The following is a 21,225-nucleotide window of genomic DNA, read 5'->3' on the forward strand; positions in this document are numbered from 1 at the left end:
AGGCCGCGATGTTTGCCAACTGTCAACTGATGGGCACCGATTTGGCCTTTCCCGATGTCTGCATGACGCCGATGCCGACGCCAACCCCGATACCTTATCCGGATATCGCTCTTGGGCCAACGGCGGTCCCCAATGCGCTGAATATTCTGTTTATGGGCATGCCTGCCCATAACATGGCAACGGTGACGCCGCTGACCAACGGGGATAACCCCGGCGTCGCTACCGGCGTGGCGTCAGGTACCGTGATGGGGCCGTCGCGTCATCTCACCGGTTCCTTTACCGTACTGCTGAAAGGCACGCCGGCGACTCGCCTGACCAGCGTCAGCCTGCAGAATTCAACCAATGCCGTGGGGATACGCGCGGTACCCAGTCAATTCAAAGTCCTGATGCTGGCGCCATGAGTGGCAGAGCGGCATAACGCTGTCTTAGTTATAGGGGTAAGAAGCTATGTTTGACCGTATCACGGCAACAACGCCTGCGGGCGAGGGAACGCTGAAGTTCTGGAAACTTAACGGTGAGGAAGTCGTTTCTCGTTCATTTGAATTGAACGTGACGTTACTCAGCACCCATGCCCGCCTCGACCGCAGGGCCATGCTGGGTCAGTCGATTACCCTGACTATCCCTACTCAGGGGCTGCTCGCCGCACCACGCTATCTCAACGGTAAAATCACCCGGGTCAACGTGCATAGCGCGGATATAAATGGTGAACGTTACGTGGTTTACACGCTGACCATGGAGTCGGACCTGTGGCCGCTGAAGCGGGATCGCAACCAGCGAATATTCCAGAACCAGCGCGTGCCGGATATCATCAAAACGGTACTTGATGAGTACGGCGTGCAGATGGAGAACCAGCTCACCGGTAATTACCGCAATTGGGAATATTGCGTGCAGTACCAGGAGAGCAGCTACGACTTTATTTCGCGCCTGATGGAGCTTGAGGGGATCTATTTCTTTTTCCGCCATGAGGCGGATAAACATACGATGGTACTGTACGACGCCCCTCAGCAGCATCAGCCGTTTAGCGGCTATGAAGCCATTCCTTACCACGCCACACCTTCCGGTGGCAGCACCGGCGAAGAGGGGATCGGCCAGTGGGCGATATCCGAGCGGGTGACGCCGGGGATCTACAGCATCGACGACTACGACTTCCGCAAGCCCAACGCATGGCTGTTCCAGGCACGACAGAACCCAACCTCACCTTCACCGGGCCAGATTGACTACTACGACTGGCCGGGGCACTTCGTGGAACACAGCCACGGCGAAACCTACGCCCGCGTGCGTCAGGAAGAGTGGCAGGCGGAGCATCAGCGCATCGACGCAACGGCTACCGCGCTGGGTATTGTGCCGGGTTGTACCTTTGCCCTGCTCAATCCGCCATTTGCCAGCGACGGCGGAGAGTATCTGGTACTGAGCGCGCGTTACGATCTTGAAGAGAACAGCTACGCCAGCGGGGGGGAAGAGGCGGTACATCGCACTGATTTTGTGGTGATCCCGGTTAGCACGCCATTCCGCTCCGCACAGCGTACCCCGTGGCCGCGTACCCATGGCCCGCAAACAGCACGGGTAGTGGGGCCACAAGGGGAGTCGATCTGGACCGATAAATACGGCCGGGTGAAGGTGAAGTTCCACTGGGATCGTCTGGCGAAAGGGGATGAAAGCAGTTCCTGCTGGGTACGAGTTTCCAGCGCCTGGGCGGGACAGGGCTTCGGCGGTGTGCAAATCCCACGAGTGGGGGATGAGGTGGTGATTGATTTTATCAATGGCGATCCGGACCGCCCAATGGTCACCGGCCGAGTGTATAACGAAGCCTGTATGCCTCCGTGGACGCTGCCCGCCGGCGCTACCATGATGGGCTTTATGACGCGCTCTAAAGACGGCCACAGTGATAATTCCAGCCATCTGTTCTTTGAAGATAAAGCGGGCTCGGAGATGGTGCAGCTGCATGCCGAAAAAGATATGAATATTTCGGTAGAGAACGATAAAACGGTGGCCGTAGACGGTAACCGCACCACGACCATCCAAAAAGACCAGAAGGATGAGGTGTTCGGCAACGCTATCTTCCAATTCCACGGCACACGTACCACGACGGTCGACAAACCGGAAACCAAAACCTTTAAAGACGGCGAAAAGGTCACGATCACCAATGGCCGGACGTCGGATATTACCAGCGGCGGGGAAACGCTAACCATTAAAGGAAAGCGGAGCGTCGACACCGATGGCATAGAAGATCAACATGTTACCGGTAAGGTGACCCGCACCTATGACGACGGCATGGACTCCTTCCTCAAGGGGGATCGCTATGACAAAGTCACGGGGAAACGCCATAATATCGTCACCCAGGACGTCACGGACGAGATCTTGGGGGGACGGGTACAGACCATCACCAAGGATGCCAAGACGGACATCCTGGGAAGCTGGACGCAGACGGTACAAGGGGGGGTATCCATCACCTCACCGAAAATGATCACCATCGACAGTGCGGAAAAGGTGAGCATCAAGACGCCACATGCTTTTGAATACAAAGATCATAAAGAGTCTGCCTCCATGTTTTCCTTTGATTTCACGGCGGTGAAAGTGGTAACTGAAGGCTCTTCTTTCAGCGTCACCGGGGCCACTAAGGTTGGGATGACCAATATGAAATTTGATAAGACGCTTTTTGATCTTGCGACCAGCGAGGGGCGAGCATCCTTTGCTGGTGCGTTGGCGCAGTATGGCCAAATGATGGCCTCGGTTTACGGTATGACAATGTTTATGTGAGGGACGCGTCAATGAAGTTTGCGATTATTATTTCCGTAATTATCATTGTGGGCAGCATTGCCTATATTGCCTATCTTTTTAACCGCGACCATAAAATTCGGGAGCAGGGGCGAGATATTCAGGCTCTGGTAGAAGAAGTCCATTACATCAGTTCAAATGAGAACGGGACCACCAACATAAAATACCGCCTTTCATGGCATGAAGGTGATGTGACCAAACAGGTTGAAGGCAAGGAGACTATTCCTGCCTTCTATTCATCGAAGGTCCAGCAAGGCTGTGAGGTTGAGATCAAGTATCTGGACGATGACCATATTATGTTTGTTTTCGACAAAAGCAGATAACAGGGCTCTGCCGTAAACAGCAACCCGGGTTTAGGGTCAGATTAACGGCATCCAGTTATTCAGTTGTCTGTTGCGATCTCATTCAATGCCGGCTCGATGGCGGCACTGAACATACCCCCGTGATCCAGACCCGGCCATTCACGAAAATCCACGGCAAGCCCGTTTAGCGTCGCCAGCCGTTCGGCCAGGCGCTGAGCCGCGTCGGTGGGTAGCGGTTGCTGCTTGATATTGGGCGGTGCACTGCGCATTTTCTCGGCACCGCCGGTCCACAGCCACAGATGGGCGGAGATGGCCGGATGCTGAGCCATAACCCGTTGAGCTTCCTGCAGGATAAAGCCATTGCCCCACCACAGGGAAGGTTCGACGGCGACATAATTTTGGAATGCGGCGGGTTGGGTTAACAGGGTGTGCAGAACGAACAGGCCACCATAAGAGTGCCCCCACAGTGTTTGCTGTTGCGGATCGACAGTAACCCTGGCCGCCACTGCCGGTTTAACCTGGCCTTCGATCAGTTTCAGGAAGGCATCAGCCCCGCCATTGGCCCGCATCTCGCCGGTCTGCAGGGGAGCCGGCGTGTAATCGTAGCTGCGACCGTTGGCATCAATACGTAAATCGTTGTCGTAGCTGAGCAGCACCAATATCGGCGGCTTTTTTTGCGCCGCAAGCTGAGCCAATAATTTGGCATTCAACTCCATCAGCACCGCATTGCCATCCAGAAAGTAGACCACCGGATAGCCGGTTGGCGGCGGGGCAATACGTGGTTGCGCTATACGAATGCGGTAATGGCGTTGGCTATCGGCTGAATTGAACCGCAAATCGCTGAACTGGTAATCAGGTGATTGGCTATCGGCGACGGTTACGCCAATTTTACGCTCCAGATCGGGCCTGGCCTGCGCCAGCATAGGCGAGCCCACGCCAAGAACCAGCGTAAGAACAAGGGTAAGACAGCGACGATAAGAAGATGGCATGCAGAGCCTATTCACCTGAAAAACGTCGATATTAACATCTCATCGGCAATTAGGTGGCATGACTATCGGGATCGGAAGGCGAGTTTTTGTTCCTGGGGCAGGGGGCACTCGTTGAATGCCACCCTGTAAATATCCCCCGTGGTTAAAAGCTTAAAAGTAGTCGACCAACATCGTGGCACCACTGGTAAAGTCGCCGTCTTTCAAGGCAAGCGCGGAGCTTTTAACCGGCACGGCGTCCAGGGTTGGGGGATTGGTGTAATCAATGCTCAACGGCGTATTGATATTGAATACCTTGCCATTCGCCAGCAGTTTTATGCCCAATCCGTTAATGTTGCTGTTTAACACATTGGCATCAAAAGCCGCCCCACTGCCCATAATTTTCATCTTGAGTTGTCTGGTGTTGTCCAGAAACTCGCAGTTGATGCTGTAGTCCACTCGTTGCATATAGCGAGTGCCGTCAATTCTGTTCACCCCGACCTTACCGAAGTCGACATCGATAGTCCGCCCCTCGTTGATCACACAAGGGGGAGGGGCTACCACGGTCGCCGTGATGTTTACCCTGGTCCCCTGATCTGCGGCCGATGCCGCGAAGCTGATAATCGACAGGGCTAAAATAAGGCGATAAAGGTGCCTTTTTTTCATGGTGATCATATCTGCCTCAAGGTGCGCTGAAAATAAGCGTGGCTGAACCTGATAATGGCCCGGTGGCAATACTGTTATAAGGGACATTGTTTTTCACCGGAACAAAGGTGATGGTGTCGCTTCCCATGCCATTAACGATGCGCGTTCTAAAGCTGTTGTTGGGTTTCACCACCGCATTTTTATAAACCATGGCAACACCGACGTTTGGGTTGCTGGTTTTAATAAAATCGCTCGAAAATCCGGTGGCGTCGCTGACCATACGGATCAGAATATCTTGGGTGGCGCTTTGGTCATCACATTGATAAGTCAGCGCCTTGTCCTGTTTTATTTGTGCGTCGCTGACGTTTTGCGTCAGGTAATCCTGCCTGATTTGATCAAAGGCGACGTTAATTTGTTGCCCATTGTTGATGGTGCAACTGGTCGTCACAAAATAGGCGTCGTTGTCGGCAATCAACCGCCAGCGATAAGGGCCGCATTGTGGACAGCCTGATTGGTCGTTCGTCTGACGAAAGTTGATTTGACCGATGACGTCACCTTTATTGACCTTGATATCTGGCGTAGGGAAACGGTTCAATACGATAAACACCCTGATAGCGACACTGCTGGTCTGCAGGCCAGTCAAATTCAATACGCTGATATTAGAAGACACCGGGGAGTTATAATCCGCCCCATTAATAGTCATACCGCTGCCAATGGCCCCAAAAATGCCGGTATTCATTGTCAGTGCCGGAGCATCGGTTTTTAAGTAATCCCACCAGCTGGCAACGTCGTTTTTACAGGTTACCTGACTCACGTTAACAATTTCATTTTTCCCGTAAGACAGCTGCGGGCCGATTCGCACCCTGACATCAACCGGTGTGTTGGAGCCTCCCGGAGGGATTATTCCGCCATCTGAGGTTCTGCAGGTAAATGCGTTGGCATTGCCGACCAGTAAAAAGAAGGAGGCGGCCAAACAGCAACGTAATAATAAAACGGATGTCTTTCTCACTATAATATTCCAATAATCGATGGCTAACGATTTTGCTAAACGCTTGATGTTCTATAGATGAAAATAGCCCGCCCGCTACGGAATGTTTTATTTTTCATTTTTATAAACATAAGGTTAGCGGCGATTTAAACCGTGACACCATGGCCGGAGAAAATGGCCGCCGGGTACCATCTAAGGGAGTTTTTTATCGAGCCAGAGGAGACCACAACTTCACCTTTAGCGACCATTTCCAGCAGTAGGTTTCTGGCCCGATAAACCCCTACATCGATGATGTCTGCCAGTTGCCTGGTTGACAGCCATTCGTGCTGAGGCGGTACCCCTTTGAAAGGGCTGGGTTGAGGGGACTGCGTTAATAATGCTTGTAGCAGCGCTTGCTGCAGCTGCCGGACTTCCTTTTGTTTCGGGGATAACGCTTCCATAGCACTTCCTCTGTATTTCTATTGCTGTTTATTTTGAAAAAACAAACTTTCTCTATTCGTAGACCTGCTTTAATTCCTATAGAAAGCAAACGCCTATCTGTTTTTTTAGGCTGAAAAATAGATTGCTTGCTATCCATTTTTCGCCGGGCGGTATAACGGGGGGATGTCATACTTAAACCCAATAATTTGGTTTATTATATTCATAAAAAGCCAGTTTGCGATCTCATTGGTTGGCAGATTATAAAAAACAGGATTTTATTCCAAGAAAGAATATTTTACGATCTATGAGGCTAAAAATAACAATAAATTAACCTGATACAGGGAATAAATGGCGAATATTAAAGGTGCTCAAGAAAACCCTTTGTTTAATGGGAGGCTTTTGCAAGAATATTAATCGCCAACCAAGAGAGGGAGTTTAGGGTTTTGCGGTTTTAATATTCAATGCGTTTGCTTATTTGTTATATGTTAATTCATTGGTTTTTTTAAACCCCATCACCTGGCTAGAACCGGTGATTATATTGCTGTTCGCCCCTGAGTACGGTGGCTTAATTACTCTCAAGATGCTAAAGAATTAGAGCGTTAAATTTGCGCGTGTTCGGCACGTGGATGCTCTGTTCTTTATTGGGATATGCATTTTTTCTTATAAGGAATATAGGTTCTATGAAACTTAACAAAATCATGATGGCTGCAGTGATTGCATTTGGCGCAACTTCTTTTGCACACGCAGCCGATCAGGGACACGGTAAAGTCACTTTCACGGGTTCAATCATTGATGCGCCATGCTCGATTGCCCCTGAGTCCATTGACCAGACTGTAGACCTGGGTCAGGTTTCCAACGTGGCACTGAATGGCGGCGGTAAATCTAACCCTCGTCCATTCGAAATTAAGCTGGAGCAGTGCGACATCACTACTCTGAAAACGGTCAAGACCACTTTCAGCGGCGTAGCTTCTGCCACCAACAAAGATCTGTTGGGTATCGCAGGGACGGCCAGCGGCGCGGGTGTAGCCATCTCTTACAATGGTCAGCCAATCAAGTTGGGTGAAGCGACAACGGCTCAGACTCTGAACACCGGCAACAACACCCTGCACTTTGCTGCTTATCTCCAGGGTGAAGGGGCTTCTGCCGCTGTCGTCCCAGGTGATTTTACTTCTGTAGCCGATTTCACCCTGGCTTATCAGTAAGTAACTCCGCAGGTTTAATAAACCAGGCATGTGAGTCATCGCATGCCTGGTTGATCCCCCTGTCAAAGGAATGTCGCGATGTTTTCACAAGGGAATCAGGCCGGTTTAATACTGTTGATATTACTGTCTGGATTGGCCGCCGGATCCAGTTATGCATCCCAAACCCTGCAGGGATGGGGCCGGGTCAATATGCACGGCGCTATTATTGATACCGCCTGCGCCATTGCGGCCGGCAGTCGGGACCAAACCATAGATATGGAAACTATTCCTTTAGGACAAATCATCCGTGACGGTCAGGGGATGACTAAACCTTTCAGTATCGAATTGGTGAACTGCATCCTGGAACGACCGGGGAATAAATCAGACTGGAAATTTTTTCAGGTTACTTTTGACGGTTCTGCAGAAGGAACACTGTTTGGCGTACAAGGCGATGCCCGCGGTGTTGCACTGAAAATTAATGACAGTAACGGGAATGCTGTTATTCCTGGTGAGCCATTGCCCATGGAAGAAATAATTCCTGGAAATAGAACGCTGAATTACTCCATGACGCTGATAGCCAATCATCAGCCGTTGAAAGCGGGAGCGTATTTTTCCACAGTGCGTTTTAAGCTGGATTATTTTTGAATTATCTCGTGCTGACGGTTAATTCGTTTTTGAAAGGACTTTTATTATGCTTTCACCGGCAGGGAAGTTATTTCGTCTTCAGGTACTGGGACTCTGTGTAGCGCTTTCGCTGGGTAACCCAGTCGCGTTGGTTTACGCCGCCGCCGAAATCCAGTTCAACACGGATGTATTAGATATTAACGATCGTAAGAATATCGATCTGAGTCAGTTTACGCGTAGCGGCTACATTATGCCGGGCGTCTATACCATGGTGGTGCACGTCAATAAAAACGATCTGCCGGAGCAGACGGTGACCTTTTTAGCCCCACCCAAGGATCCTAAAGGCAGCGAAGCCTGCCTGTCGCCGGCATTGGTCAAGCAATTAGGGTTCAAAGAAAAACTGCAAAACTCCCTGAGCTGGACGCATGACGGCCAATGTCTTGATCTGCAGCATCTGGCCGGAATGGAGGCGCGTGGCGATCTGAGCACTTCATCCCTGTATCTCAATATTCCTCAGGCCTATCTCGAATACAGCTCAGAAAGCTGGGATCCCCCTTCACGTTGGGATGAAGGTATTCCGGGCTTGCTGTTCGATTACAACGTCAACGCCCAAACGCAAAAGAATCTGAAAGGGGGCGGCAGCAGCTACAACCTGAGCGGTAATGGCACCAGCGGAGCCAATCTGGGTGCCTGGCGCCTGCGTGCTGACTGGCAAGCCAATCTCAACCACCAGACAGGGGCTGACCAGCCGACCGATAAACAGTTCGATTGGAGCCGCTATTACGCCTACCGGGCTATTCCGGCTCTGCGCTCCCGGCTGACGATGGGCGAAGACTATTTGAATTCCGATATCTTCGACAGCCTGCGTTTCTCCGGCGCCAGCCTGCGCTCGGATGACAGCATGCTGCCGCCTAACCTGCGCGGTTATGCGCCTGAAGTGAGCGGCGTGGCAAAAACCAACGCCAAGGTGGTGGTCAGTCAGCAGGGGCGGGTGCTGTATGAAACCCAGGTTGCTGCCGGGCCATTCCGTATTCAGGACATCAACGATGCGGTCTCTGGCGAGCTTGATGTGCGCGTTGAAGAGCAGGATGGCAGCGTGCAGGAGTTCAAGATGAACACCGCCAGTATTCCTTACCTGACACGTCCAGGCACCGTTCGCTACAAGCTGGCAGCGGGCAAACCATCCGAATGGGGCCACCACCTGCGCGGGCCATTGTTTGGCACCGGGGAGTTTTCATGGGGTATCAGTAATGGTTGGTCACTGTATGGCGGCGCCATCAGCGGCGGTGACTACAACGCACTCTCGGTGGGGTTGGGGCGTGATCTGTTGGCGCTTGGCGCGTTGTCGTTCGATGCCACGCAGTCACGCGCAAAATTGCCGGAAGACGGCGTACTGACCGGCGGTTCCTACCGTTTGAGTTATTCGAAAAACTTTGACGACTATGACAGCCAGGTCACCTTCGCGGGTTATCGCTTCTCCCAGGAAGATTTTATGAGCATGGGGGAGTACCTCGATTCGCGTTATGAGGGCGGACGCAGCGGCAAGAGCAAGGAGATGTACACCATCACCTTCAACAAACAGTTCCGTGAACTGGGGTTGAGCACTTATCTCAACTACAGCCACCAAACCTACTGGGACCGCGCTGCCAACGATCGCTACAACCTGATGGTATCGCGTTATTTCGATATCGGTACCTTCAAGAATGTCAGCGCGTCGCTGTCTGCTTATCGCAACCGTTACAACGAGCGTAACGACGACGGGATGTACCTGTCCTTGTCGATCCCCTGGGGCAATACGGGGACGCTTAGCTACAACATGACGGTCAATCGTGATGATAACGCGCACCGCGTGGGTTACTACGACCGGATTGATGAACACAACAACTATCAGATCACTGCGGGTGCCGCTCGCAGCGGCGCGACAACCAGTGGCTATTACAGCCATGAAGGCGATATGGCCCAGATTAACGCCAACGCCAGCTACCAGTCTGGCCGTTACAGCGCCATTGGCTTGGGGGCACAAGGTGGGGTGACGTTGGCACAGGAAGGCGTGGTGCTGCACCGGATCAATACGCCGGGCGGAACCCGATTGTTGCTTGATACCGACGGCGTTGCCGATGTGCCAGTACGGGGTTACGGCAGCACGGTGCTGACCAACCGATATGGCAAGGCGGTGGTAACCGATGTGAACAGCTACTACCGCAACAAGGCCAGCATCGATCTCAACCGCCTTGGGGATAACGTTGAGGCGACCCGTTCGGTGGTGCAAGCGACCTTGACGGAAGGGGCGATTGGTTATCGCAAGTTTGATGTGATTGCCGGTGAGAAAGCGATGGCGATCATCAAACTGGCCGATGGCAGTGAGCCGCCGTTTGGCGCGACGGTAATGAACCGACGCAAGCAGGACACGGGGATCGTCAATGACGGTGGCAGTGTCTACCTGTCGGGGATTAATCCGGGTGAAGTGATGACGGTGCATTGGAACAGCGGTCCGCAATGCGAGATCCAGCTACCGGCATTGCTGCCTGATGAGGTGTTGATGAACACGTTGTTGCTGCCTTGTCACCCTTTGGGCACCCGTAAACCGCCTTCGTCACCTGAAGGCATTAAGGCTGCGCAGGTTACGCCTGTTACCTGACCATATTCAGGGTGAGGCCCGCCTCACCGTTTAACCGCCGGTCAGCCAGCTGCACTGGGGCTGGCTGATAATTGCGAAGAAAATGATGAATCAGATGATGACCAAACAAAAAATCTCACTTTTGAGCACGTTCGCCACCGTTGCCGTTCTGTCAGCCGGCACGGTTGTCATGCCCGCTGATGCGGCCATTGCCCTGGATCGCACTCGTGTGATCTTTGACGGTGATCTTAAGACCATGAGCCTCAACATCAGCAACCAGAACAAGCAATTGCCTTATCTGGCGCAGGGCTGGATTGAGGATGAACAGGGCAACAAGATCCAAAGTCCGTTCACCGTGCTGCCACCGGTACAGCGACTGGAACCCGGTAAACCGAGCCAGGTGAAAATCCAGGCCTTGCCTGCCGCGCGCCAGCTGCCGCAGGACCGGGAAACGCTTTATTACTTCAACCTGCGTGAAATACCGCCGCGTAGCGATAAGCCAAACACCTTGCAGATAGCGTTACAGACACGCATCAAGATGTTTTATCGGCCGGGCTCAATAGCACCGCAAAAGAATCAGGCCCCCTGGCAGGAAAAACTGACGTTGACCCGACAGGGTGACAAGTACGCGGTGAATAACCCGACGCCTTATTACGTCACGATTGTTGAGGCCAATGCCCGTAAGGATGGGAAGGGGATCGCCGCTTTTGAGCCAATGATGGTGGCGCCGAAAGCCAGCGCATCGTTGAACCTGTCTACCGCGGTGTTAGGGGACAGCCCGGTGCTGACTTACATCAACGATTACGGCGGCCGACCGCAATTGACGTTCCGCTGCACCGGCAGTACCTGTCAGGTTGTGCCGGCCAAAAAATAACCGAAAAACCGCGGTGACTACGGCAAGCAAGGAAGAAACGGTTTTAAAGACAGCGGAGTGAAATAAACCATGCAAGGAAAGAGCCCAATGTTGTCAGGAAAGGCCTATGACCGCTACCAACGCCGCACTATTGGCCTGACGGTACTCGCCGCGCTGATGATCCCGCTGACTGCGGGAATGATTTTAATGCTGATACCCCAGGCGGGTGCAGTGGATAACTGGGACGTGGAGGGGGCCAACGGCACTTTGCACGTCTATGGATCGCTGACCGAGAGCGCCTGCAGTCTGGAGATGGCTACCGCTCGGCAGGAGGTGTGGCTGGGCGAAACCGGAACGGCGCAGTTTCAGCATCCTGGCGATCGCGGCACGCCGGTGGCGTTTGAACTGAGATTGAAAGACTGCCTGCGGGCACCGGCGAGCAACCGGGATGCCTGGACCGGCGCTTTAGCCTGGAGCGGCAGTCAGCCTGCGGTGTCGCTGGCCTTTATGGCACCTGCCGACAGTAACGCGCCGCGCCTGATCAAGGTCGCTGGCGTAACGGGATTGGGGTTGCAGTTGGCGGATGCAACCGGGTTGCCGGTACGGCTCGGAGCCCGTAACAAACCCGTCCTGCTGACGCCGGGACAAAACACCCTGACGTACACCGTGACGCCAGTGCGCACCCCGGCAACGCTGGGGGCTGGGGCCTATCGCGCGGTGATCGATTTTCGCCTGTATTACGACTAAACGTTTGAAAACTGTGTGGCTAAAGGGCAAGCGCAACACCGATAAAAGGGAGTGTCATCATGGGCGTGAAAGAAAGGTACTGGCGCAGGGCCGTTAGGCTGGGGGTTGCAGGGGCGATGTTGGCGGGGGTTATCGGCCAACCGGCGGCCGCAGAAGAAAATATGCGTTTTCACGGCACCCTGGTGGCGGAACCCTGCGTGATCCCGCCGGGCGAAGAGGAAATACAGCTAGATTTCGGCACCATTGTCGATAAATACCTGTATCTGAATACCCGTACCCATAGCCAACCTTTTGCTCTGCATCTGGCCGAATGCGATCTCAGCCTGGGCAATACGGTTTCGATCACCTTTAGCGGTACGGAAAACGCCAAGCTGCCCGGCTTGTTGGCGCTGGACGGCGGCAGTAGTGCATCGGGGGTGGGGATCGGGCTGGAAACTCAAGAGGGCAAAGCGTTGCCGCTCAACAGTGCCAGCGAAAAATTCCGGCTGTCAGCGGGGAGCAACATGATCAACCTGCAGGCCTATGTGAAGGGGGAGCCTGAGGCGATCCAAAACAAGTCCATCGGGCGCGGGACATTCAGTGCGGTAACGACGTTTACCCTGGAATACGAATAGCGATACCGGCGGGTTTTCATTGGTTTTTAGGGTGTGGTTGACGTGTTGCGAAGAAATAAAGGATTAGTCGCCTGTTTCATCGGCTTGCCGATAGTGTCGTGGTGTTACTTCCCCAATATGGGCGGTGTTGGGTTGAACCTGCCTTTTAATCCGCTGGTTTATGCCGCCATGGCCGTGATGGTGCTGTTGATTTGGTGGGGCAAGCCACGTCGTCGCGGCATCGTTTTCACGCCGACCGCCAGGTGTTTAACGATGGGCGTGGTTCTGTTAGCGGTGCCGCTGGCCTATGGGCCGGCTGCGGGGTTTTCCTCCGCGGCGTGGCGTGTTGCGGCTCTGCTGGCCGGCTGGATTTTTTATTGCAGCGGGTTGCAGGTGCGCCTGCCTTTTCGTTTGCGTCAGCCGTTGCTGGTGCTGCTGCTGGCCATCGTTGCCGGTCAGGCCGTTATTGCTGTATTGCAGCTGTTTTTGCCAGCCTGGAACTGGGTGCCGCTGCGAGGGGCCAGGGTTTACGGCATCTTTCAGCAACCCAACGTGTTAGGCAGTTTTATCGCCACCGGGCTGGCTTTGACGTTGATGCAATGGTTGTTGCCGGGCTATGCCCTGGTTGCTTCACGGCGGGAGGGCGTTCGCCGAGTCGCTCTTTCCTTGCTGTTGGTGCTGTTCTCTGCGGTGCTGGTCTGGATACAGTCGCGCGCAGCCTGGCTGGCAACTCTGCTGGTGGTGCTGGGTTTTTGGGGGTGTTTCCGCCATCACTTTGCCCGCGGATTACTGAGCGCATCTGTGCTGATATTGCTGGGTACGGCGCTGGGCGGCGTTGTCATGCTGTGGCCGGAGAGCGCAGGTGGCGTGCGTTACATCTCCCACGAAATGTCCAATCAGGCCCGTTTGGCGATGCTGCAGGACACGCTGAAGATGATCGCTGTGCATCCTTTGTCCGGCTGGGGATACGGTAGTTTTGAATACGCCTTTCAGCATTTCCGCATCGAACAGGTGCCACCCACGCAGGTGCTGGAAATTGCGCGTCATCCGCACAATGAGATCCTGTACTGGTGGGTAGAAGGGGGGTTGGTCTCGTTGCTGGGTATCAGCTTGCTGATCCTGGGCGGCGGACGATTGCTTTTACAGGTGTTCAGGCATGACCGCCGTGTTTTTTCGACCGGGGCCGCTAATGCCGGTGAGACCAGCGCGCTATGCCTGGCTCTGTTGCCCATGTTGGTACATACCCAACTTGAATACCCTTTCTATCTGTCGGCCATGCACTGGATGGTTTTTTTACTGTTGCTGGCGATGGCAGACCGTCTTTCTTGCCGGAAAGTTGGCGTCATTATTCTCCCCGCGAGGGGACGGTTGCCGCTGCGCTGTGGCATTGGCGGGCTGTGCATGGCGACGCTTGTGATGATGGTGGCGATTTTCCGCGGGGGTCTTTCGCTGACGCAGGCCGAGCGCAATGGGCTGCGCGATATTCAGATCCTGGACTCGATGTCGCCGATTGCGCGATGGGGGCTGCAGGATCGAGTCAATTTTGATGCACAGACGCATCGCTTACTGACCTACAACACCCGGCGAGACGACAGTGAACTTTCGCGCTATGCCGTCTGGGCTCGTCATTATCTGACGAGGCGAGTTGACGCCAATGTGTACGCCAGTTTGATTGCCATATTGCGTTATCAGCAGCAAACGGCCGAGGCCGAAAAGTATGGTTTTGACGCTGCGTTGTTGTTTCCCGCCGACCCGCGTTTTCGCCGGTCAACGGCAACAACGGGCGAGTAGTCACGGCTGGCTATGGCCGTGCTGGACAGGAATACATCTAAAAAAGGAAGCCGGAAAGATGATGGTGAAGCATATAAATCTTAGTGTCCGAGTGGGGATCTTGTGTCTGGTGGTGATGGGAGCCACGGCATGCCAAAACCCGAAGTCGACTAAACCCCTGGCCGCCGGAAAGACCAGCGCCACCAGTGAGATATCGGAGGAAAGCTTACGTAAACAGCGTGAGGCTGAGCGGCTACAGCAGTGCCAGGAGCAACTGGGCGCACTGCGTAATATCAATGCCAAACAGTTTCAACAGTATAAGCAGGCTTTCGACAGTTTGATGAGTGGCGCTTCGCAGTACGCCGGGGTGCGAACCAAGGTTAATGGCGATACCCAGGAGACCGTGGATGCGCTGTATCGCTATAAAGTGAATTTCCTGTGTGCCGGGGTGAATCAGGCGGTGCTGACGGGCCTGGCCGAACGCGGGGAGCTGGTTAAATGATGCGGGTGTCCCGGCTGGCTTTTTTGGGGTTTGCGGCACTCATGGTCGTGAGTCAGGCACAGGCAGATGAGGGCGTGCCCGCTCTGCTGCAATTTGCCGAACAATACCAACGTCAGAATGTTAAGCCGGAGACGCCAGCGAGCGATAAAGCGCGCAATAGCGAGAAAACGGCTGCGCCGAAAAAGAAAGACGACAGTCCCCGCCAGATAACCAGGCAGGCAGAACACCCGAAAGCCGCTGCTTCGACCGCCTTTACGCTACGCCGGTCGCTGGTGGAAAGTGAACAACAACTGACCCGCCAACAGGCAGAGCTGGATGCGCTACGCCAGGAAATTACCGCGTTGCGTGCCGAGAAACCGCCCGTTAGTGCTTCACCGGTGCCGCCCGACATCTCGCTCTTGCAGCAGTGGTTGGCGGGGCTGAGTCAGGCCTGGCGGGGTTCGCCGGATGCGCAACGAACGGCCTCTTTACTGCAGCAAGCCCAACGGGATACGCAGCAGGCCAGAGAAGCGCAGGTACGGGCCGAGAGTCAATTAGCTGGCCTGACGGCGAAATTGTCCGCTACAGAACAAACCAATCAGGACTATGAGCAGAAGCTAGCGGGGCAGCAGCAACGGCTGGTGCAAGCGCAGATCGAGGCGACGGAATTAGGCAAACGCCAGCAGTGGGAAGTTACGGCTGAGCAGTTAAAGGATGAAAAGAATCGCCTGTCCTACGCGGCTGGCAGTGCGCTTGGGCGGGATATTGATGGGTTAATGGCTGAACGCCAGAGCTGGGGCGTGCCGGTAGACCGCAATAGCCTGCTGGCCGGCGTGCTGGATGCGGTTTCCGGTCATTTACTGTTACCCCCGGCAGAGCTTGCCAGGCTGATGGAGAAGGCGGATAGCGCCGCCGGCGCCGCACGAGAAAAACGGGTCAAGGCCCAGGTGCAACAGGATCAGGATTATCTGGCCCGTTTCAGTAAACAAAAGGGTGTTAAACAATCGGCGATGGGCTTTTGGTACCGGGTGGATTACGCCGGTGACCATGAGTTGGCAAAGGATGCGGTGATTGATGTGGTGGTCAAGGAAAGGCTGACCGATGGCACTGTCATCCAGGATATGGAGCTCAGCGGTAAAGTCCTCTCGCAACCGCTCTCTGCGTATCCGCCTTTATTCCGGGAAGCGATTGGTCATCTTCGCAATCACGGTTCACTGACCATGGTGGTGCCACCGGAGTTTGCCTATGGCGAGGCGGGCTATCCGCCAAAAGTACCGCCGAATGCCACCATGGTTTACGAGTTGCGTATCGACAATAGCCAGACACCCTAAGGGCGAATACAGCAGTAGTTTGGCTTAATAAAGGCAGGAGAGCCGGCATGAGTTCCATAATGACAATAGCCTTATCTGATAAGAACATTTTTTTCATCAAGGGATTACAGGATGTTTTAGTACAGCATTTCAATTCATGCGGTGTGCTGGTGCGTATCGTGGATATTGAGCAGGCCAATGAGGCAGATTTGGTGTTTCGCTATTTCTCCCCGGGCAATTTGAGCTGTTTTTGTCAATATGCGTTACCGTCCCCGGGGCGGAAACCCCTGTATTTTGCACTGCGTCAACCGGATAAGCGGCACTCTGCGGTTGCCAGCGCCAGGTGCGTGCTTGAGTCTGGGGTTATCCATCATGATATGCCTGTTTCAGCGGTACTACAGGTGGTTATCGCTGGACTGGAGCGACAAAGGGTGTGGCCATTGGACAACCGTAGCCATAAACGCCCTTGCGCCTGCCAAAGGATCCTGACGCTGCGAGAACAAGAGATCATGAGATGTATGAAGTGGGAGTTGGGCGTCACACAAATTGCCCACATGCTGGAGATCAGCGTGAAAACGGTCAGTAATCACAAGATGAGCGTGATGCGAAAAATGGGGTTCCGGCGCAATGCCGAGCTTTATGGCTGGCTGCGAAACAGTGCCCGACCTCGGGCCGAATAATCGAACTTGTTCGATGTAGAGTCCTATCCCTGAAATGCAAAAACCCAGCCATAGGCTGGGTTCTTTAAATATGGTGCCCGGACTCGGAATCGAACCAAGGACACGGGGATTTTCAATCCCCTGCTCTACCGACTGAGCTATCCGGGCAACGGGGCGCATTTAACCCTATTGGCCGGAAATCGTCAATCGCTTTCTGTCACAAAGCCGATCGGTTGCTCTATTTTCATGCAATGGCAGGTGGGGCTGGCGGGATACTGGAACCTGGTATGGCAATAAATATGCAAAAAATCCGTCTATTTATACCGTTTTGATTTTTCTGGTATTTATTTTTAATTGATATTTAACAATGAGTTATGTGTTATCCTTTCATCATTAAATCAGCATAATTGTTACTTGAACCTCATAAAAAAACATGCAATCATTGCGCAAATTTTAGCAAGCTACGTCCCCTAACGGCGTTGGTGCTCATTTAAGTCAGAGGGTTGCAGGCATGACTGGTTTTGTTACTCAAGCGTCACTGCGCACCAGACATCAAATGATGCCGTCACTCCGCCGTTACCTTTCCCGAACGCAGTCCGTCAAAAACACCCAGCCTGCCATGCGGTAAGGCTACCTGATGCTCGCTGTTAGGCATTATTAAAAATAGAGCGGCGGCTCTGCTTTTACTGATGTCTATCGGACGCTGCTGATACCAGTCCCCGATAGTTACCTGATAATCTTAGGAGAGTCAGCCGGTCACGTTTGCGCTTTATACTGCAACGCCGGGCATCAATTTGCCGGGGTAACCTTTGTTATCTCATCACCGTGCCCCATGGCACACCCTCATCCTTAACCGTTTGAGAGTTAGCACAATGAAAGAATTGAAAATAGCCACCAGCGCCAGTTTGGTAGCCACCATTGAAACGCTGCGCCAAATCGTTCGCGTAGAGCAAACGGACTATACCGATGTGGCTGCGTTAGTGGTGTCGGTCGACGACGTTAACGCAGGTATCCTGGCGCAACTCAAAGCGACCGGGTTCGAGATCCCGACCTTTGTGGCGGTGGCGGGGGACGAGCATCTCTCCCCGGACTACCTGCCCTTGATCAGCGGCGTTTTTGCACTGGAAGGGGCCAGCAAGGCGTTCTATATGGCGCAGTTGGAAGCCGCCGCCGATGCCTACGAGCAGGCGCTGCTGCCGCCGTTTTTCAAAACGCTGAAAACCTATGTGGAAATGGAAAACTCAACCTTTGCCTGCCCGGGCCACCAGGGTGGGGAGTTCTTCCGCAAGCATCCGGCCGGCAGGAAGTTTTTTGAGTTCTACGGTGAAACGCTTTTTCGTTCTGACATGTGCAACGCCGACGTTAAGCTGGGCGATTTGTTGATCCACGAAGGCTCGGCCAAGGATGCGCAAAAGCACGCGGCACGGGTATTTAACGCCGATAAAACCTATTTCGTGCTCAACGGCACCTCGGCCGCCAATAAGGTGGTGACCAACGCGCTGCTGACTCGTGGTGACCTGGTGTTGTTCGATCGCAACAACCATAAGTCCAACCACCACGGTGCGCTGATCCAGGCCGGGGCGACCCCGGTGTATCTGGAAACCGCGCGTAACCCGTTTGGTTTTATCGGCGGCATTGATTCGCGCTGTTTTGATGAGCGTTACCTGCGCGAACAAATCCGTGAAGTGGCACCGGAGAGAGCCGATGCGGCCCGTCCGTTCCGCCTGGCGATCATTCAGCTGGGTACTTACGACGGCACCATCTATAACGCCCGCCAGGTGATCGACACCATCGGCCACCTGTGTGACTACATCCTGTTTGACTCGGCCTGGGTGGGTTATGAAGGTTTTATCCCGATGCTGAAAGAGTGCTCGCCGCTGTTGCTGGAACTGGATGAACTGGATCCGGGTATCTTTGTTACCCAGTCGGTACACAAGCAGCAGGCCGGTTTCTCGCAGACCTCGCAGATCCACAAGAAAGACGATCACATCAAGGGCCAGAAGCGCCACTGCAACCACAAGCACCTCAACAATGCTTTCATGCTGCATGCCTCGACCAGCCCGTTCTACCCGTTGTTTGCCGCGCTGGACGTTAACGCCAAGATGCATGCCGGGGCCGCCGGTCGCCGCATGTGGATGGACTGCGTGAAGTTGGGTATCGAGACGCGCAAGCAACTGCTGGAACGCTGCTCGCAGCTCAGGCCGTTTGTTCCGCTGCAGGTGGCAGGGAAAAACTGGCAGGATTACGACACCGATCTGATCGCCAACGACGCGCGCTTCTTCGATTGTGTGCCGGAGGAGAAATGGCACGGCTTTGAAGGCTACGCGCAAGGCCAGTATCTGGTCGATCCGTGCAAGCTGCTGCTGACCACCCCGGGCATAGACGCGGCCACCGGCCAGTACACCGAGTTTGGCGTGCCGGCCACCATTCTGGCCAACTTCCTGCGTGAGAACGGCATCGTGCCGGAGAAATGCGACCTTAACTCGATCCTGTTCCTGCTGACCCCAGCGGAAAACCCGGCCAAGATGGAACAGTTGGTGGAAATGCTGGTGCAGTTCGAGCGCTATGTGGAAGAAGACGCGCCGTTGAGCGTAGTGCTGCCAACGGTGTATCGCAAGAATGAGCAACGCTATCGTGGCTATACCCTGCGCCAGCTTTGCCAGGAAATGCACGATCTGTACGTCAGCTTTGACGTCAAACAGCTGCAGAAAGAGATGTTCCGTCAGCGTCATTTCCCGCAGGTGATGATGAACCCACAGGACGCCAACGTGGAGTTTATTCGCGACAACGTCGAACTGGTGCCGATTGGTCAGGCGGAAGGGCGCATTGCGGCAGAAGGTGCATTGCCATACCCACCAGGCGTGCTGTGCGTGGTACCGGGAGAAGTGTGGGGCGGGGCGGTGCAGCGCTACTTCCTGGCGCTGGAGGACGGTATCAACCGGCTGCCGGGGTTCTCACCGGAGCTGCAGGGTGTGTATATCGAGAAAAAAGATCACGGCTGGAAGCGCATCTTCGGCTATATGATCAAGCAATAGATTTGAGCGGCCCACAGGGGCCGCCTTTAAATCATCCCGACCCAGGATGACAAAGCTGTGTGGTGGCACTACCTTTTAGGTAAAAGCCACGGGGCCGGAATAAGATGATGAAAGAAGAGGGTAATCTCGAGTGGGTCGGCCGAGAGAAAAGACGTTCAACGCTGCGGAATTTTAACTGGTTCTTATTGGTTAATGTGCTGCTGGCGCTCTATCTGCTGCTTCAGCGTGCTCAAACCTTCAGTGAGCGCTCTCTGAGTTCCCTGTTACGTGGTGCACCGGCGATCTGCGGTGTGGTATTGCTGTCGGCCCTGTCTTTTGTCGCGATCCGCCAGTTGGCTGCCAGGGGGAAGTTGGCGTCCTGGCGTGGTGCGGTGGTTTGCACTGCGTTGTTGGCACTGTGCTGGTGCGGCGTTTTTCACCATCTGATCGTCAGCGACAGTATTAATCTGCTTTACCCGTTAACACTCGGCCTGCTGTTTTCTTCTCTGATCGCCTTTTATCTGTCTCCACGGCTGTTTTTCCTGTTCAGCATTCCGGTGCTGCTGGTGGCGATTGCCGAAAATATTTTTATCCACAGCGCTTTTTCGCTGGTGAACCTGATCTCCTATGCGCTGATGCTGTTTCTGATTTATTCGGCACAGAGCCGGCTGGAGCAATGGTTCCAACTGGCGATTGAGCGCGAGCAGGAAAACAAACGGCTGATTGAGCGCCTGAGCAAGCTGGCACATCGCGATCCGCTGACCGGCATCGCCAACCGGCGTTACTTCGACACCTACTTTGATGCGGTTCTGCTGCGGGAATCGACCCTGCAGGCGCCGTTTTCCCTGATCCTGCTGGACGTCGATTTTTTCAAAAAGTACAACGACCACTATGGTCATCAGCAGGGGGATGAGTGCCTGATCCGCCTGGCGGCCTGTCTGGAGAGCGCTACCCGGCGTTCGCAGGATCTGGTAGCCCGCTATGGCGGTGAGGAATTTATTATCCTGCTGCCAAAATCTGAAGCGCGTGAAGCGGCACAGGTGGCGAAGAGGATAGAAGGGTTGCTCGCCGGTCTGGCGATGCCGCATGCGGATTCTGAAGTGGCGCAATGGGTGACGGTAAGTCAGGGGGTTGCGCAATGGCAACCGGGACAGAACCGTGAACAACTGCTGGCAGCTGCCGATCAGGCTCTGTACCGCGCCAAGGCGCTGGGGCGTAATGGCTACAGCATTGCTTCGTGATGCTGGTGGTCAGGGCGACGGGAGAGACCGCCCTGACCAG

19 protein-coding genes and 1 tRNA gene are annotated in these 21,225 nt (G+C 54.2%); 15 read left to right on the forward strand and 5 right to left on the reverse strand.

Annotation, left to right across the window (positions count from 1 at the left end; translation table 11 throughout):
* Positions 1-8 precede the first annotated feature (8 nt).
* Genes BEI65_RS10910 through BEI65_RS10920 form a run of 3 tightly spaced genes read left to right on the forward strand, consistent with a single transcriptional unit; the run spans position 9 to position 3,098 of the window.
* The gene (locus tag BEI65_RS10910) at positions 9-401 is read left to right on the forward strand and encodes a DUF4150 domain-containing protein (protein ID WP_012146887.1); all 393 of its coding nucleotides are present in this window, start codon (positions 9-11) and stop codon (positions 399-401) included.
* A gap of 46 nt (positions 402-447) precedes the next feature.
* Entirely contained in the window at positions 448-2,757 is a 2,310-nt protein-coding gene (locus BEI65_RS10915; protein WP_099063343.1) for a type VI secretion system Vgr family protein, read from the forward strand.
* Positions 2,758-2,768: 11 nt separating this feature from the next.
* On the forward strand, positions 2,769-3,098 hold the full coding sequence (locus BEI65_RS10920; RefSeq protein WP_099063344.1) for a hypothetical protein: 330 nt from the start codon (positions 2,769-2,771) through the stop codon (positions 3,096-3,098).
* Positions 3,099-3,157: 59 nt separating this feature from the next.
* Here BEI65_RS10920 and BEI65_RS10925 read toward each other — a convergent pair whose 3' ends face one another.
* The 4 genes from BEI65_RS10925 to BEI65_RS10940 form a co-directional block, all read right to left on the reverse strand.
* The gene (locus tag BEI65_RS10925; RefSeq protein WP_099063345.1) at positions 3,158-4,066 is read right to left on the reverse strand and encodes an alpha/beta hydrolase; all 909 of its coding nucleotides are present in this window, start codon (positions 4,064-4,066) and stop codon (positions 3,158-3,160) included.
* Positions 4,067-4,216: 150 nt separating this feature from the next.
* Positions 4,217-4,717 (reverse strand): fimbrial protein, encoded by a 501-nt coding sequence (locus BEI65_RS10930; RefSeq protein ID WP_099063346.1) that lies wholly within the window; start codon positions 4,715-4,717, stop codon positions 4,217-4,219.
* 7 nt (positions 4,718-4,724) lie between these two features.
* Positions 4,725-5,660 carry a fimbrial protein gene (locus BEI65_RS10935; RefSeq protein WP_099063347.1) on the reverse strand — a complete coding sequence of 312 codons (936 nt, stop codon included), beginning with the start codon at positions 5,658-5,660 and terminating at the stop codon, positions 4,725-4,727.
* 161 nt (positions 5,661-5,821) lie between these two features.
* Positions 5,822-6,115, reverse strand: coding sequence for a hypothetical protein (locus tag BEI65_RS10940; protein ID WP_099063348.1), 294 nt, complete (start codon positions 6,113-6,115; stop codon positions 5,822-5,824).
* A 660-nt stretch (positions 6,116-6,775) separates the two neighbouring features.
* Between BEI65_RS10940 and BEI65_RS10945 the strand changes: the two genes are divergently transcribed.
* From BEI65_RS10945 to BEI65_RS10990, 10 genes are all read left to right on the forward strand, one after another.
* A complete protein-coding gene (locus tag BEI65_RS10945; protein WP_017893980.1) occupies positions 6,776-7,297 on the forward strand; it encodes a fimbrial protein in 522 nt (173 codons plus the stop codon).
* A 78-nt stretch (positions 7,298-7,375) separates the two neighbouring features.
* On the forward strand, positions 7,376-7,921 hold the full coding sequence (locus tag BEI65_RS10950) for a fimbrial protein (protein WP_099063349.1): 546 nt from the start codon (positions 7,376-7,378) through the stop codon (positions 7,919-7,921).
* 46 nt (positions 7,922-7,967) lie between these two features.
* Entirely contained in the window at positions 7,968-10,538 is a 2,571-nt protein-coding gene (locus tag BEI65_RS10955) for an outer membrane usher protein (RefSeq protein WP_099063350.1), read from the forward strand.
* 85 nt (positions 10,539-10,623) lie between these two features.
* Positions 10,624-11,391 (forward strand): fimbria/pilus periplasmic chaperone, encoded by a 768-nt coding sequence (locus BEI65_RS10960; RefSeq protein ID WP_232519076.1) that lies wholly within the window; start codon positions 10,624-10,626, stop codon positions 11,389-11,391.
* Positions 11,392-11,478: 87 nt separating this feature from the next.
* Positions 11,479-12,117: a fimbrial protein gene (locus BEI65_RS10965; RefSeq protein WP_099063352.1), complete on the forward strand. Its 639-nt coding sequence runs from the start codon at positions 11,479-11,481 to the stop codon at positions 12,115-12,117.
* A 59-nt stretch (positions 12,118-12,176) separates the two neighbouring features.
* Positions 12,177-12,731, forward strand: coding sequence for a fimbrial protein (locus BEI65_RS10970; protein ID WP_099063353.1), 555 nt, complete (start codon positions 12,177-12,179; stop codon positions 12,729-12,731).
* A 42-nt stretch (positions 12,732-12,773) separates the two neighbouring features.
* Entirely contained in the window at positions 12,774-14,501 is a 1,728-nt protein-coding gene (locus BEI65_RS10975; RefSeq protein ID WP_369804758.1) for a Wzy polymerase domain-containing protein, read from the forward strand.
* 58 nt (positions 14,502-14,559) lie between these two features.
* Complete coding sequence (locus BEI65_RS10980) at positions 14,560-14,982, forward strand: hypothetical protein (RefSeq protein WP_099063355.1); 423 nt, start codon at positions 14,560-14,562, stop codon at positions 14,980-14,982.
* Positions 14,982-16,292 carry an FKBP-type peptidyl-prolyl cis-trans isomerase N-terminal domain-containing protein gene (locus BEI65_RS10985; RefSeq protein WP_099063356.1) on the forward strand — a complete coding sequence of 437 codons (1,311 nt, stop codon included), beginning with the start codon at positions 14,982-14,984 and terminating at the stop codon, positions 16,290-16,292. The genes BEI65_RS10980 and BEI65_RS10985 overlap by 1 nt, the downstream gene beginning before the upstream one ends.
* Positions 16,293-16,351: 59 nt before the next feature.
* A complete protein-coding gene (locus tag BEI65_RS10990; RefSeq protein WP_232519072.1) occupies positions 16,352-16,951 on the forward strand; it encodes a response regulator transcription factor in 600 nt (199 codons plus the stop codon).
* A 71-nt stretch (positions 16,952-17,022) separates the two neighbouring features.
* On the opposite strand, the gene BEI65_RS10995 is transcribed toward BEI65_RS10990, so the two are convergent.
* A tRNA-Phe gene (locus tag BEI65_RS10995) sits at positions 17,023-17,098 on the reverse strand.
* Between the two features lie 704 nt (positions 17,099-17,802).
* On the opposite strand from BEI65_RS10995, the gene speF reads away from it, so the two are divergent.
* Together speF and BEI65_RS11005 are read left to right on the forward strand one after the other, a co-directional pair.
* A complete protein-coding gene (speF, locus tag BEI65_RS11000) occupies positions 17,803-19,965 on the forward strand; it encodes an ornithine decarboxylase SpeF (protein ID WP_099063358.1) in 2,163 nt (720 codons plus the stop codon).
* A gap of 104 nt (positions 19,966-20,069) precedes the next feature.
* A complete protein-coding gene (locus BEI65_RS11005) occupies positions 20,070-21,185 on the forward strand; it encodes a GGDEF domain-containing protein (protein ID WP_099063359.1) in 1,116 nt (371 codons plus the stop codon).
* Positions 21,186-21,225: the final 40 nt, after the last annotated feature.

It is taken from the genome of Serratia sp. BW106 (assembly GCF_002607755.1).
In the GTDB taxonomy this organism is placed as follows: domain Bacteria; phylum Pseudomonadota; class Gammaproteobacteria; order Enterobacterales; family Enterobacteriaceae; genus Serratia; species Serratia proteamaculans.